Source organism: Cupriavidus sp. 05T313 (assembly GCF_056396665.1).
Genome location: NZ_JBFTLX010000190.1, coordinates 1 through 13,944 on the forward strand (window position 1 = coordinate 1; position 13,944 = coordinate 13,944).

Here is a 13,944-nt window from a genome sequence, read left to right on the forward strand (position 1 = left end):
GGTGCACGTGTACAACGAYGGCTCGGTACTGGTGAACCACGGCGGCACRGARATGGGCCAGGGCCTGAACACCAAGGTGGCGATGGTGGTGGCGCACGAACTCGGCATCCGCCTGGAACGCGTGCGCGTCACCGCCACGGATACGAGCAAGGTGGCCAACACCTCGGCCACCGCCGCGTCCACCGGCACCGACCTGAACGGCAAGGCCGCCCAGGACGCGGCGCGGCAGATCCGCGAGCGGCTGGCTGCCTTTGCCGCGCGCCAGGCTGGCGTGGACGCGGACAGCGTGCAGTTCGGCGACGACCTGGTGGTGGCGGGCGAACTGCGCCTTGACTTCAGCGACCTGGCACGCCAGGCCTACGTGTCGCGCGTGCAGTTGTGGTCCGATGGTTTCTACACCACGCCCAAGCTGTACTGGGACCAGTCCAGGCTGCAGGGCCGGCCCTTCTACTACTACGCCTATGGCGCGGCCTGTTCCGAAGTGCTGGTGGACACGCTCACCGGCGAATGGCGCCTGTTGCGCGCGGACGTGCTGCACGATGCCGGCCGCTCCCTCAACCCGGCCATCGATATCGGCCAGGTCGAAGGTGGCTTTATCCAGGGCATGGGCTGGCTGACCACCGAGGAATTGTGGTGGAACAAGGATGGCAAGCTGATGACGCATGCGCCTTCGACCTACAAGATCCCGACCGTCAACGACTGCCCGGAAGCGTTCACCGTGCGGCTGTTCGAGAACGACAACGCGGAAGACAGCATCCATCGCTCGAAGGCGGTGGGCGAGCCGCCGCTGCTGCTGCCGTTCTCGGTGTTCTTCGCCATTCGCGATGCGGTGGCCAGCGTCGGGGATTACAAGGTGAACCCGCCGCTGGTGGCGCCTGCGACGAGCGAGGCGATCCTGGATGCGGTGGATGCCGTGCGGGTGGCTGCGCCGGTAGTGCAGTGAGCCGCACCCTCTGACACCGTAGCGACGTAACCAGCCTCACCAAAAGCATCAACCTAAAAAGGCATCACCATGCAGGACGCGCCCCTCAAACCCTTCCGCTTCGCCGACGCCACCCGCCTGGTGCGCGCCGGCGTGCCGGTGGCGATGGTCACCATCGCCGAAGTCAGAGGCTCGGCCCCGCGCGAGGCGGGCGTGCGCATGCTGGTGACCGCCGACGACCTGGTGGGCACCATCGGCGGCGGCCATCTGGAGTGGCGCGGCATGGAGATCGCGCGCACCATGCTGGCCGAGCGCGATGCGACGCGGCAGATCGTGCGCATCCCCCTGGGCCCGGCCCTGGGCCAATGCTGCGGCGGCGTGGTCCAGCTCGCCTTCGAGGTGCTGGGCGAGCCCGACCTGCCCTGGCTCGATGCGGTGCAGGCCGCCTTCTCCGCCGGCCGCGCGCTCACGCGCACCGTGCCGGCGGCCGGTCCGGTGCGGCACGCGGCGGCGCAGGCGGTCACGCCCTCGGTGAGCTTGCAAACCGATGGCGCCTGGACCGACGTCATGGTGCCCGATGAACTGCAGGTGGTGCTGTTCGGCGCCGGCCACGTTGGCCATGCGCTGGTCAAGGTGCTGGCCAACCTGCCGTGCCGGGTGCACTGGGTGGATGAGCGCGACACCTTGTTCCCGCCGGGCCTGCCCGACAACGTCACCCCGGAAGCCACGGATATCCCCGAAGCGGTGGTCGACCATGCCCCGGCCGGCAGCTATTTCCTGGTGATGACGCACAGCCACGCCCTGGACCAGACGCTGTGCGAGCGGATCTTGCGGCGCAATGACTTTGCCTATTTCGGCCTGATCGGTTCCAAGACCAAGCGCGCGCGCTTCGAGCATCGCATGGCGGAGCACGGGATTGACCCTGCCCGCTTTGCGGAAATGACGTGCCCGATGGGCGTCTCCGGCATCACGGACAAGGCTCCGGCTATGATTGCGGTTGCCATCGTCGCCCAGTTGCTGCAGGTTCGCGACCAGCGTCTCGCCCATCTGGGCGCGCTGAGCGCCAACCGCGGCGGCCAGGCGGCGAACACGACGCAAACCAAGACCGCAAAAGGAACCCCATGACGCTCGATGCCGCGCTCGCAGACCGTATCCGCCTGACGCCCAAGGCAGAACTGCACGTCCATATCGAAGGCACGCTCGAGCCCGAGCTGATCTTCCGGCTGGCCCAGCACAACAAGGTCAAGCTGCCGTATGCCAGCGTGGAATCCCTGCGCGAAGCCTACGCCTTCACCGACCTGCAATCCTTCCTTGACATTTACTACGCCGGCGCCAGCGTGCTGCTGACCGAGGACGATTTCTTCGACATGACGATGGCCTACGTGCAGCGCGCCGTAGCCGACAACGTGCGCCACGCCGAGATCTTCTTCGACCCGCAGACCCACACCGCGCGCGGCGTGCCCATCGGCGTGGTGATCGACGGCATCTCCGACGCGCTGGCCCAGGCCCGCACCCAGTTCGATTTCTCCAGCAGCCTGATCCTCTGCTTCCTGCGCCACCTGTCCGAGGAAGACGCCTTCGCCACGCTGGAAGCGGCGCTGCCCTACCGCGACCGTTTCGTCGGCGTGGGCCTGGATTCCTCCGAGCAGGGCAACCCGCCGGAGAAGTTCGCCCGCGTCTTCGCCCGCGCCCGCGAGCTGGGCCTGCGGCTGGTGGCGCACGCCGGCGAGGAAGGCCCGGCGCAGTATGTCACGGACGCGCTCGACATCCTCAAGGTGGAACGCATCGACCACGGCGTGCGCGCCATCGACGACCCCGCCCTGGTGGCGCGGCTGGCCCGCGAGCGCGTGGCGCTGACGGTGTGCCCGCTGTCCAACCAGAAGCTCAAGGTCTATCCCGACCTGCGCGACCACTCGCTGCACCGCCTGCTGGAAGCCGGCGTGCTGGTCACGCTGCACTCCGACGACCCCGCCTATTTCGGCGGCTATATGAACGCCAACTGGGAAGCCACCTTCGAAGCCCTGCCGCTGACCGCGGACGACGGCCACAAGCTGGCGCGCAATAGTTTCGAGGCGTCCTTCCTGCCCGCCACGCAGAAGGCCGCCTTCCTCGCCGAAGTCGACCACTTCTGGCAATCCCCCCTGCCCGCGACGGCCTCCACGGCCTGAGCGCGGTTCACACCAAGATGCCGGCGCGCCACGCGCGCGCCGGCGCATGACGAGACATCGCTATGACGACCACGCCCCCCAACCCGTCCATCACCCGCGCCATCCGTGGCCGCGTGCTGCACTTCCTGCGCGATCCGCAGTTTCATGACGACGCGTATCAGTATTGGGAAGACGGGGTGCTGGTTGTCACCGCCGGGCATGTCGCCGCGGTCGGCGACTACGCCGAGCTGGCCGCGCAGATCCCGGCCGGCGCCGAAGTGATCGACCGCCGCGGCAAGCTGATCGTGCCCGGTTTTATCGACACCCACGTGCATTACCCGCAGACCGACATCATCGCCTCGCCCTCGCCCGGCCTGCTGCACTGGCTGGAAACCTACACCTTCCCCGAGGAGCGCCGCTTCGCCGAGCCGGAGTACGCTGCGGCGGTGGCAGGCTTCTTTGCCGACGAGCTGCTGCGCAACGGCACCACCAGCGCCGTGGCCTGGAGCACCGTGCACACGGCCTCGGCCGACGCGCTGTTCGCCGAAGCGGACCGGCGCAACCTGCGCCTGGTGACCGGCAAGGTGCTGATGGACCGCAACTGCCCCGAATTCCTGCGCGACACCGCCGAGTCCGGCGCGCGCGATTCGGCTGACCTGATCTCGCGCTGGCACGGCAAGAACCGCCTGTCGTACGCGATCACGCCGCGCTTCGCGCCGACCTCCAGCGAGGCGCAACTGGCTGCCTGCGGCGAACTGGCCAAGGCCTATCCCGACGCCTATATCCAGACCCATGTGGCGGAAAACCGCGACGAAGTGAAGTGGGTTGCCGAACTGTTCCCGCAGGCGCGCAGCTATCTCGATATCTACGATCACTACGGCCTGCTGCGTCCGGGCGCGTTCTACGGCCACGCCATCTACCTCGACCAGGACGACCGCAAGCGCCTGGCCGACAGTGGCGCCGCGGTGGCGCACTGCCCCACCTCCAACCTGTTCCTGGGCAGCGGCTTCTACGACTTCCACCAGTCCGACGCCTATCGCCTCAACGTGACGCTGGCCACCGACGTGGGCGGCGGCACCTCGTTCTCGATGCTGCGCACCATGAATGCCGCGCACAAGGTGGCGCGCATGGGCGGCTATCACCTCACCGCGCTGCGCATGTTCTACCTGGCCACCCGCGCCGCCGCCGATGCGCTGGGCTGGAGCGAGCGCGTGGGCAGCTTCACGCCGGGCTGCGAGGCCGACTTCATCGTGCTCGATCCGCAGGCCACGCCGCTGATCGCCCGCCGCAGCGAGCGCTCGGAGACGCTGGAAGAGCAACTGTTCGCCTTCGCCATGCTGGGCGACGATCGTGTGATCGATGAGGTCTATGTGATGGGCGAGCCGGCAAGCGCGTCGGCCTCCGTCGCGCATTAATCATCACTTTCCACCGGGAAGCACCGGGTCCTGGCCACGCCGGCTTGACCCGGATCAACACCCCTGTCACGCAATCCTTCTAAGCTGTCACACCGTCGGCCCCCTGTGGCCGTGCATCGCCAGTCCCGGGCACAGCCAGGTGCCCGACCCCGCGTTCGACAACTGAAGGTTTTTGAATGATTGCCACGCAGCAAGCCCCCTTTCCGGAGCCGATTTCCCCTGAAGCGCCCCTGCCCTCGCGCAAGATCATCCGCGGCTGGCTGATCCCGCTGGGTCAGCGCAGCACCTCGCGCGCGCTGGCGCTGTTCGCGCTGGATACGGCGCTGTTCGTGGCCGCGCTGGCCGGGGTGGTGATGTTCTCCCACTGGCTCGCCAAGCTGGCGGCGGGCGTGCTGACCGGCATCATCATCGCCCGCCTGTTCATCATCGGCCACGATGCCTGCCACCAGAGCCTGACGCCCCGGCGCGGCCTCAACAAATGGCTGGGGCGGCTGACCTTCCTGCCGTCGCTCACGCCCTACAGCCTGTGGGAAGTCGGCCATAACGTGGTCCACCACGGCTATTCCAACCTCAAGGGCTTCGACTTCGTCTGGGCACCCTACTCGCTCGAGGAATTCCAGACGCTGCCGCGCTGGCGCCGCGCGCTGGAGCGCGTCTACCGCAACGGCTTCGGCGCGGGCCTGTACTACCTGGTCGAGATCTGGTGGTTCAAGATGTTCTTCCCCAGCCGCCGCCAGATGCCCACGCGCCGTGCTGTCTTCATGTGGGACTGCACGCTGGTGGCGATCTTCGGCGCCGCCTGGATCGGCGCGCTGGCCTGGCTGGCGGTGGCCAGCGGCCAGTCGGTCGCGCTGCTGGTGGGCCTGGGCTTCGTCGTGCCCTTCCTGGTATGGAATTTCACCGTGGGCTTCGTGCTCTATGTGCACCACACCCATACCAGCGTGGCCTGGTACGAGACCAAGACCATGTGGGCACGCGCCCAGCCTTTCGTCTCCACCACCGTGCACCTGCGCTTCCGCTACGGCATCGGCGCGGCCCTGCATCACATCATGGAGCACACCGCCCATCACGTTGACATGAGCGTGCCGCTGTACCGCCTCAAGCGCGCGCAGGCGCTGCTCGAACACGCGCTGCCGGGCCGCATCATCATCCAGAACTTCACCTGGCGCTGGTACTTCCAGACCGCGCGCCGCTGCAAGCTGTACGACTTCAAGGCGCTGTGCTGGACGGACTTCCGGGGCCGGCAGACCAGCGTCAACGCGCCCGTGCCGGCATAAGCGCCGCGCCCCGGCCAGCCGCCGGGGTTACTTCGGCTGCGCGGCCGCCTTGCCGCTGACCTCCGCCATGCGCGCCCGCATGGCATCGGCCGAACCGATCTGGTGGAACAGCGGGCCGCCCGGCGCAAAGCTGTCGGCCGTCGCCAGCCGCCCGATCACCACCGGTTCGAAGCCGGCATCCCGCACCAGTTGCTCGCCAACGCGCAGCGCGGCGGGATCATCARCCGCGATCGGCACGGCAATCAGCCCTTCGGCGCGGTGATGCTCGCTCGCGAATTTGGTGGCGCCCATGAAGTTGAAGGCACGAACGATGCGCGCGCCGCGCAGGTACTTTGCGGTGGTAATGCCGATGCCCTTGCGTGCCGCCTCTTCCGCGATGGCGCCATCGCGCGCCCGGATGGCATTGGTCGCATCCACCACGATCTTGCCGGCAAAGGCCTTGCCATGCTCGGCGGCGATATCGGGCAAGGCCTTGTATGGAACGGCCAGGAAAATCACCTTGGAAAAGGCCAGCGCCTCGGCCACCGTGCCCGCGCGGGCGAGCGGGCCGAGCTTGTCGACGAGCGGCTTGAGCTCTTCCGGATGACGCGAGGAGAACATCACAGGATGTCCCGCGCGCACCCACAAGCCGCCGACCGTTCCTCCGATACGGCCGGAGCCGATCACACCGATGGGAATCGGGCCGCCATCCCGGCTCGCCTGCGCACGCAAGCGCGCGGGCAACACGCCCAGCGCGAGCAGGGCAAAACCGAGACTGCCGCTTAGCAAGCGGCGGCGCCGGTCAACCGTACCGGCCTGACCGGCGCAAGCCACGGCGGCGGCCCCGGCGAAGCCGGTGCGCTCCGCACGGCTAGGCCTGAAGACGGGACGATCGGGAAACGGCATGGCGAACTCCTCGATCCGGTGAGGATCACGATGCTGCGACACAGCAAAACGGAGCGCCACGCCTTTCGGAAAGCCCGGTGCGTGGCGAAGCGCTCTCGGGGGCACCTTCAAACTCTAGGCGAAAAATGCAGCGCCCGCGACAAACCGCCTGCGCGGCAGCCGGTTCGATTTGGCATGCGCCGGGCCGTGCACTACAGTAAGTATCACTTGCATCACCCTGGACGGCGTCGGCGTGCGCGATGCCTTGGTGACCGTGCGCCGGAATCCGTGCGCTTGCGTCCTTGTCCTCACGGAGAAGGTAATGCTCCCCGCCCTCCCCCGACCGCGCAGCCCAGGCCTGGCGCACGCAGCGCGGCGAACGGCGGCGAGGTGCGCACTGCTGGCGCTGGCCGCGGGCGCTCCGGTGGTTCTGGCCGCCGAAACGCCGCGGGACTTGCCCGCCGACGAGGTGCACAACCTCAAGGAAGTCACCGTGGTCGCGCCCGCGCCGCTGCCCTCGTTCTCCATCCCGCGCGAGGCGTTTCCCGGCAATGTGCAGACCGCCACGGATGCCGACATGGAGCGCGCCAAATCCGGCAACCTGTCATCGTTCCTCGGCGAGAACATGGAGAGCGTCGTGATCAACGATGTGCAAGGCAACCCGTACCTGAAGGACATCCTCTACCGCGGCTACCGGCTCTCGTCCACCCTTGGCGCGGGCCAGGGCCTGGCGCTCTACCTCGACGGCGTACGCCAGAATTCGGCGCTGGGCGACGTGGTCGACTGGACCGCGATCCCCGAGGCCGCCATCAGCACCATTACGCTGGTGCCGGGCAGCAATCCGCTGTACGGGCTCAACGCGCTCGGCGGCGCGCTGGCGCTGACCACCAAGTCCGGCGAGACACACCCCGGCGTGGAAGCCGACCTGAGCGTCGGCAGCCACGGCCGCGCGCGGCTGGATGTCAGCGCCGGGCAGATGCTGGGCGACGGCTGGCACGCCTTCGTCGCGGGCACGGGGTTCCGGGAGGACGGATGGCGCGAACTTTCCGGCAGCTGGCTGGGCAATCTCTTCGCCAAGGTAGGCCGCTCCACCACGGACACGCAATGGAGCGTGAGCCTGCTTGGCAGCACCAGCAGCCTGTCCGGCAACGGCTTGGTTCCCGACAGCATCTATGGCGTCCAGCGCAATGCCATCTACACCGCGCCGGACATCGCGCGCACACGCGCGTTCCAGGCGACGCTGAACGGCGCACACCAATTCAATGCCGAAGACCAGCTGGCACTGACCGCCTATCTGCGCGTGGGGCGCGCGCAGGCAACCACGGGCGACGTCAGCGACGCCTACCTGGACCGCCTGCTCGACTGCCAGGGCAACGCCGGCGACGACGGGTGCCAGCCCGGCAATGCGCCTGCCAACGCCGTGTTCAATACCTCGACCGTCAACACGCATGACTATGGCCTGTCCGCGCAGTGGTCGCATACCGGCGACATCCACAGCGCGGTACTGGGCGCCGCGGCCGCGCTGAGCCGCGCCGCGTACCGCCAGGACACACAGCCGGCCACATTCAACGCAGATCGCGTGGCGGTGGCGGACCCCGCTTCCTCGCCCACCACCGCGGCCTCGCTCGATGGCCGTACCACCACCTTCAGCCTGTATGCATCGGACACCATCAAGCTGTTGCCGCACAGTTATCTCACCGCGAGCGCACGCTGGAACACTTCGCGCACGCGCACCGAGATGACGTTGCCGAATGCCTCCGACGAGAGCTTCACGTTCTCGCGGCTCAACCCCGCGCTCGGCCTCTCGCACCAGTTGCTGAGCGGTCTCACCGTTTTCGCCTCGGCCTCGCAGGGCACGCGCATGCCCACCGCCATCGAGCTTGGCTGCGCCGACCCGGCCAATGCCTGCCAGTTGCCCACCGGCCTGCAGGCCGATCCTTACCTGCGGCAGGTGGTGTCGCGCACGTACGAATTCGGCGGCCGCTGGAAAGCCGCCGATGCCACCGACCTGACGCTGGCGCTGTACCGCAGCGACAACCGCGACGACATCCTGTTCGAGCGCTCGCCGGTCAGCCCGCTCGGCTTCTTCACGAACTTTCCCAAGACCCGCAGCCAGGGCCTGGAACTCGGCCTGCGCCAGCGTCTTGGCCGTCTGACGCTGCGCGCCGGCTACAGCTACCTGCAAGCCACCTACCAGGCCGACGGCCAGATCCAGACGCCGTTCGCGGCGCCCGTCAATGTGCGTCCCGGCACCCGCATGGCCGGCGTGCCGCTGCACAGTTTCAAGCTCGGCGTGGACTGGCGGGCAACGGACTCCGTCACGCTCGGCGGTTCCATGATTGTTTCCTCCTCGCGGCCCGTTGCCGGCAACGAAGACGGTGCATTGACCGCGCAGGATCCGCGTCTCGCCAGTACCGCCGGCTTCGCCCTGTTCAACCTGCGCGCGAGCTGGCAGGTCGACCCGCGCTGGCAGCTCTATGCGCGGGTGGACAATGTATTCGACCGCCGCTATGAAACCTATGGACAAGCAGGCCTCAGTGTATTTCCCGGCGGCACGCTGCTGCAGCCCGGCGCGTCGGTGCCGACCGAGCGCTTCGTCGCGCCGGGCGCGCCGCGTCTGTTCCTGGTGGGGGTGCGCTACGAATGGGATGGGCGTTAGCGGCTGCGGGCGCACCGAAAGTCCTTGGCAGCGACCACACCCTCGCCAAGAATAGAGCGACGCAGGGTTGCCATCCCGGGATGGCATGAAGCCGGCCGTCACGGCGAGCAACGCAATCGGGAGGCGCGCATGGCCACGGAAAAGGGATATCGCTGGCCGGGCCGGACCACGCTGGCGCTGTGTGCCGCGCTCGCCTGCGCCGCGTGCGCGTGGCGCGCACAGACGCCTGTCTCCCAGCCCGCCACGGCCTATGTATCCAGCGAGACCGGCGGCATCGCGGTGATTGACCTCGGCCGGCTCGAAGTCGCGCGCACCCTGGACACCGGCGGCAAGGGTCCGCGCGGCATCGGCATCAGCGCGGATGGCCGCTACCTGCTGGCCGCCAACAAGGGCACCAGCGACCTTTCCGTCATCGACGCGCGCGACGGCCAACTGGTCAGGCGCATACCGATCGGCAAGAACCCGGAATTCGTGCGCGTGTCCGGCGGGCAGGCCTTCGTCACCTACGAGCCCGGCGAACGCAACGGGCCACCCGGAGCGGAACCCGCGCCGGAAGCCGGCAAGCCAGCCAAGGCCGGCGACGGCGCCCCGGTCCCGGCGGAAATCGCGGTGATCGATCTCAAGGACTGGCGCGTCACGCGCGCCATCCCCAGCGGGCTGGAAACCGAAGGCATCGAATTCTCGCCGGACGCTCGCCTGCTGCTGGTCACCAACGAGGGCGACGACACCGTCTCGGTCTACGAGCGCGCCAGCGGCCGCCGCCTCAATCTGCTCAAGACGCCGCCGGGATCGCGGCCACGCGGCATCAAGGTGAGCCCGGATGGGCGGCGCTATATCGTCACGCTCGAATCGGCGAACGCATTCCTGGTGCTCGACGCGGCCGACTACCGCATCCTGCGCACGGTGCCGACACGCGCCGGGCCCTACGGGGTCGCGTTCGACCGCGCCGGCGAACGCCTGTTCGTCGCGGCCTCGCGTGCCGACACCATCCAGGTCTTCGATGCGGGCAGCTATGAAAATATCGCCAACATCGCTACGGGCAAGCGCTGCTGGCATTTCAGCTTCACCCCCGACGACGCGCGGCTGCTGATCGCCTGCGGCCGCTCGAACGCGGTCTATGTGGTGGACGCGCGCAGCTACCAGCCGCTGCGGGAAATCGCCGGCGTCGCGCTGACCTGGGGCATCGTCACCTACCCGAAAAGCCCCGGGACGCTGGATGCGCCATGAACGCCGAGGCACACGATGTCTCATCGCGCCAGCGTCCGTGGATCGCCCGCATATAGGCCGAAAGGCCAATTGACGCACCAGGGAATCGCGGACAAAGTGAATCAGTCTGGAGCGCAATTCCATGTCGAGACTGGCTCAGGGGCCCGCATGACCCTCCTTCGGCGCGTCGTCAGAATGCTCTTGCCGGCTACGCTTCCGTGGCTCATGGCCGCCGGTTTGCCGGCGCATGCCGCGGACGGCGATACGCTTGCGCAGGCCAGGGCGCGCGGCACGCTGCGCTGCGGCGTCAGCGAAGGCATTGCAGGGTTCTCGGCGAAGGATGCCTCGGGCCGCTGGTCAGGCATCGATGCCGATTTCTGCCGCGCCGTAGCGGCCGCGGCCCTCGGCCAGGCGGACAAGGTGACATTCGTTCCGCTGAAGGCTTCAGGCAGGTTCCCGGCACTGCGCACCGGCGTGGTGGACCTGCTCAGCCGCAACACCACGTGGACCCTGGCGCGCGAGAGCACGCTGCGCGTGCAATTCGCCGGCATTCTCTATTACGACGGCCAGGCGTTCATGGTGTCCAGGCAAAACGGCATCCGGTCGATTGCGGGACTCGATCACGCCACGGTCTGCGTCGAAAAGGGCACGTCCAGCGAAGACCATCTGGCGACCTACTCCGCAGCGAATCGCCTGAGCGTGAAACCGCTCGTCGTGGACTCCGCGACGGAGGTGGCCGACGCCTTTTTCTCGGGGCGCTGCAGCGCCTACACTGCCGACGCGTCCCAACTTGCGGCCGCGCGCCTGCGCGTCCGGGACGGGTCGCAAGCCTATGCCATCCTGCCCGAGCGGATATCGAAAGAGCCGCACGGTCCGGTCGTGCGCAACGACGACCAGCGCTGGCTGACGCTCGTCCGTTGGGTACTCTTCTCGCTCATTGCCGCGGAAGAAGCCGGGATCACGCAAGCCGACGCGAGCGAACACATGCGGAATCCAGCGGTGGCCCGCGCATTCGAAGCCGGCGCGGACGCCAGCCAGGCGCTCGGCGTCGAGCCCGGCTGGGCCGCGCGCGCGGTGCAGAGCGTGGGCAACTACGGAGAAATGTTCGATCGCAATCTCGGCGCGCAAAGCCCGCTCGGTCTCGAACGCGGACTTAACCGGCTCTGGACGCAGGGTGGCCTGATGTACGCGCCACCGGTGCGCTAGGTCCCATCGATGCAACGGGCAGCGGAGGCCGCCGCATGAGCGAACTGCAGATCTACATCGTCCTTGGCGTATTCGGGGCCGTGATTCTCACCATCGCCTTCAACCTGCTGGACATGGCGGTGGCTGCCCTGGTCGGCGTGTGCATCCTGATCTCCCTGGGGATCCTGAACGAGCAGGATCTGCTGAGCGCCACCCGCACCTCCGGCGGCCCCATCAGTCTGCTGTTCGGTGGCATGGTGGTGGCGCGGATCCTGTCCACCACCGGTCTCTTCGACCGCATCGGCGACCTGTACCTGAGTGCCACGGGCGGAAGCGGYAGACGGTTCCTGCTGTTGCTGATCGCGCTGGTCGCGCCCCTGTGCGCCTTCCTGCCGAACGCGACCACGGTCATCCTGATCGCACCCATCATCATCCGGGTTGCCATCGCCCTCGAAGTGGACTTTGTCGGACCAATGGTGCTGACCGCCATCGTGAGCAATTCCGCAGGCCTGCTGACGCTGGTGGGAGACCCGGCGACATTTCTCGTGGGCAGTTCCATCGGCATGACGTTTGGCGAGTACCTTCACCGCGTGAGCCTGGGCGGCGTCATCGCCTTGCTCGTCATCGTCCCGCTATTGCCGCTCCTGATGCCGGACCTGTGGCGCCTGCGGCGTCCGCTGCCGCCGCGCGCGCAGCTGCGCAAGCTCGAGCGGCCCATCTACGCGGCGCTCTCGCTCGCCGTCCTGTTGACAATGGTGGCGCTGTTCGTTTTCGGCGAGTACCTGCCCACGCGGCTCGTGCCGCCCACGGTCGCGCTGATCGCCAGCGCCCTTGCCCTGCTGGTCGGATATGAAGCCCGCTTCGAGCCGACCGACAGCGTGCTGCGGGACGTCGACTGGAAAACCCTGTTGTTCCTTGGGTGCATCTTCTGCCTGGTGCAAGCGGTGACCAAGACGGGACTGATCCAGGTCATGGCGCTGAAGCTCCAGGATTCGTTCGGCACCCAGCTCACGCTCGTTGCACTAGTGATGATTGCAACAATCGGGGTGCTTTCAAGCCTGCTGGCCAACGTTCCCGTGGCGGCGGCGTCGATCCTGATGGTCAAGGGCTACCTGGTCGCGGCGGAAGTGGTGCCCGACGCAGCGCTTGCGGAGCAGTTCACCCAGTGGCCGGCGGCCGCGATTCCGGTGTTCGTCGGGATGATGTTCGGCGCAACGCTCGGCGGCAACGCCACCCTCATCGGCGCATCGGCCAACATCGTGGCCGCCGGCATCTGCGCGCGCGAGGGCAAGCCGGTCACGTTCGCCACATACATGCGCTATGGACTGCCAATCACCGTGGCCCAGCTGGCGGCGTCGGCGGTCTATGTGATCGTGCTAGCGCGGTTGATGCGCTGACGACGGGGTCCGGGTATTCGCAAACCCCGCGCAAACCCCGCGCAAACCCAGCGGAAATCCAGCCGATGCTCAGGCTGGCGTTGGCACCACGCGATAGTAGACGCCGTTGGCGCCATAGGAGGGCTTGAACCACGTGTTGCCGCACAAATAGTAAGTGCCGCCCTGCACGGTGGGCGTGATGCAGCCCGCTGGCAGCGTCGGGTAGATCGCCCCCATCGCAAACGCCGTACTGGCCGGGGCAGCGGCAGCCGTCGCCCCGGCGACCACGCCGGCGTTGTAGGCATTGGATGTAGCGGCGGCCGTATTCGCCGATGCCACGGCCGCGCCTGCCGCCACGCCGACCACCACGCCCGCCGCGGCGGCCCCTGCGGTGGACCAGCCACCGCAGTTGTAGCACCCGGACCCGTAGTTGTTCACGACGACCGGCGGATGGTACGCGGGGTACGTCGCACCGTAGTAGGGACTGTGGTACGCCGTCGCGCCCGAGGAGTTCGTATAGGTCGTATAGCCGGATCCCGTGGCGTGCGTCGCCGTGCCGCCATACGCACCGGTGGCGGTAGTGCCCTGCCCGTAGGTGTGGGTCGCGGTCCCGCCATAGCGGTTGGTGGCGGTCGTCTGCCCGGAACCTTCCGCGTGCGAGGCGGTGCCGCCGTAGCGGCCGGTTGCGGTCGTGCCCTCCCCGTARGTGTGCGTTTCGCTGCCACCCCAGGCGTTGCTCCGGGTCGTGGAATCCGAACCTGGCGCGTGCGATGTGCTGCCTCCGCGATAGTTGGCGTGCGACCACGCCCCCACGGGACCGGCCGCGAGCGCCGGGATCAGCAACCCCAACAGATGGATCACGGCTTTCTTCATGATGCGTCTCCTCATTGCCC

General features: G+C 67.8%; 11 protein-coding genes. 9 read left to right on the top strand and 2 right to left on the bottom strand.

Annotation, left to right across the window (positions count from 1 at the left end; translation table 11 throughout):
* The 5 genes from AC1DKD_RS30250 to AC1DKD_RS30270 all read left to right on the top strand — a co-directional run.
* Positions 1 to 943, top strand: a 943-nt coding sequence (locus AC1DKD_RS30250; protein WP_477144073.1) for a molybdopterin cofactor-binding domain-containing protein, incomplete at its 5' end; no start/stop codon positions are given.
* 69 nt (positions 944 to 1,012) lie between these two features.
* Positions 1,013 to 2,047, top strand: a complete 1,035-nt coding sequence (xdhC, locus tag AC1DKD_RS30255; RefSeq protein WP_477111094.1) for a xanthine dehydrogenase accessory protein XdhC — start codon at positions 1,013 to 1,015, stop codon at positions 2,045 to 2,047.
* Positions 2,044 to 3,090 carry an adenosine deaminase gene (locus AC1DKD_RS30260; protein ID WP_441628074.1) on the top strand — a complete coding sequence of 349 codons (1,047 nt, stop codon included), beginning with the start codon at positions 2,044 to 2,046 and terminating at the stop codon, positions 3,088 to 3,090. The genes xdhC and AC1DKD_RS30260 overlap by 4 nt, the downstream gene beginning before the upstream one ends.
* Positions 3,091 to 3,152: 62 nt before the next feature.
* A complete protein-coding gene (gene guaD, locus AC1DKD_RS30265) occupies positions 3,153 to 4,484 on the top strand; it encodes a guanine deaminase (protein WP_477102385.1) in 1,332 nt (443 codons plus the stop codon).
* Between the two features lie 176 nt (positions 4,485 to 4,660).
* Positions 4,661 to 5,761: a fatty acid desaturase gene (locus AC1DKD_RS30270; protein WP_441628078.1), complete on the top strand. Its 1,101-nt coding sequence runs from the start codon at positions 4,661 to 4,663 to the stop codon at positions 5,759 to 5,761.
* A 27-nt stretch (positions 5,762 to 5,788) separates the two neighbouring features.
* Here AC1DKD_RS30270 and AC1DKD_RS30275 read toward each other — a convergent pair whose 3' ends face one another.
* Positions 5,789 to 6,646: an NADPH-dependent F420 reductase gene (locus tag AC1DKD_RS30275; protein ID WP_477144074.1), complete on the bottom strand. Its 858-nt coding sequence runs from the start codon at positions 6,644 to 6,646 to the stop codon at positions 5,789 to 5,791.
* Between the two features lie 301 nt (positions 6,647 to 6,947).
* On the opposite strand from AC1DKD_RS30275, the gene AC1DKD_RS30280 reads away from it, so the two are divergent.
* The 4 genes from AC1DKD_RS30280 to AC1DKD_RS30295 all read left to right on the top strand — a co-directional run bounded on the left by AC1DKD_RS30280 (position 6,948) and on the right by AC1DKD_RS30295 (position 13,072).
* Positions 6,948 to 9,284: a TonB-dependent receptor gene (locus tag AC1DKD_RS30280; RefSeq protein ID WP_441628082.1), complete on the top strand. Its 2,337-nt coding sequence runs from the start codon at positions 6,948 to 6,950 to the stop codon at positions 9,282 to 9,284.
* A gap of 129 nt (positions 9,285 to 9,413) precedes the next feature.
* Positions 9,414 to 10,511, top strand: coding sequence for a cytochrome D1 domain-containing protein (locus AC1DKD_RS30285; RefSeq protein WP_441628084.1), 1,098 nt, complete (start codon positions 9,414 to 9,416; stop codon positions 10,509 to 10,511).
* Between the two features lie 204 nt (positions 10,512 to 10,715).
* The gene (locus AC1DKD_RS30290; protein WP_441628086.1) at positions 10,716 to 11,696 is read left to right on the top strand and encodes an amino acid ABC transporter substrate-binding protein; all 981 of its coding nucleotides are present in this window, start codon (positions 10,716 to 10,718) and stop codon (positions 11,694 to 11,696) included.
* Positions 11,697 to 11,731: 35 nt separating this feature from the next.
* Positions 11,732 to 13,072 carry an ArsB/NhaD family transporter gene (locus AC1DKD_RS30295; protein ID WP_441628088.1) on the top strand — a complete coding sequence of 447 codons (1,341 nt, stop codon included), beginning with the start codon at positions 11,732 to 11,734 and terminating at the stop codon, positions 13,070 to 13,072.
* Positions 13,073 to 13,141: 69 nt separating this feature from the next.
* On the opposite strand, the gene AC1DKD_RS30300 is transcribed toward AC1DKD_RS30295, so the two are convergent.
* Positions 13,142 to 13,944 (bottom strand): hypothetical protein (locus AC1DKD_RS30300; protein WP_477144075.1); only part of this gene is annotated, 803 nt, incomplete at its 5' end.

Bases quoted from the DNA above. Each gene is read 5' to 3' on its own strand.
- AC1DKD_RS30290 (WP_441628086.1), top strand. From the start codon at position 10,716: ATGGCCGCCGGTTTGCCGGCGCATGCCGCGGACGGCGATACGCTTGCG.
- AC1DKD_RS30280 (WP_441628082.1), top strand. From the start codon at position 6,948: ATGCTCCCCGCCCTCCCCCGACCGCGCAGCCCAGGCCTGGCGCACGCA.
- guaD (WP_477102385.1), top strand. From the start codon at position 3,153: ATGACGACCACGCCCCCCAACCCGTCCATCACCCGCGCCATCCGTGGC.
- AC1DKD_RS30270 (WP_441628078.1), top strand. From the start codon at position 4,661: ATGATTGCCACGCAGCAAGCCCCCTTTCCGGAGCCGATTTCCCCTGAA.
- xdhC (WP_477111094.1), top strand. From the start codon at position 1,013: ATGCAGGACGCGCCCCTCAAACCCTTCCGCTTCGCCGACGCCACCCGC.
- AC1DKD_RS30285 (WP_441628084.1), top strand. From the start codon at position 9,414: ATGGCCACGGAAAAGGGATATCGCTGGCCGGGCCGGACCACGCTGGCG.
- AC1DKD_RS30260 (WP_441628074.1), top strand. From the start codon at position 2,044: ATGACGCTCGATGCCGCGCTCGCAGACCGTATCCGCCTGACGCCCAAG.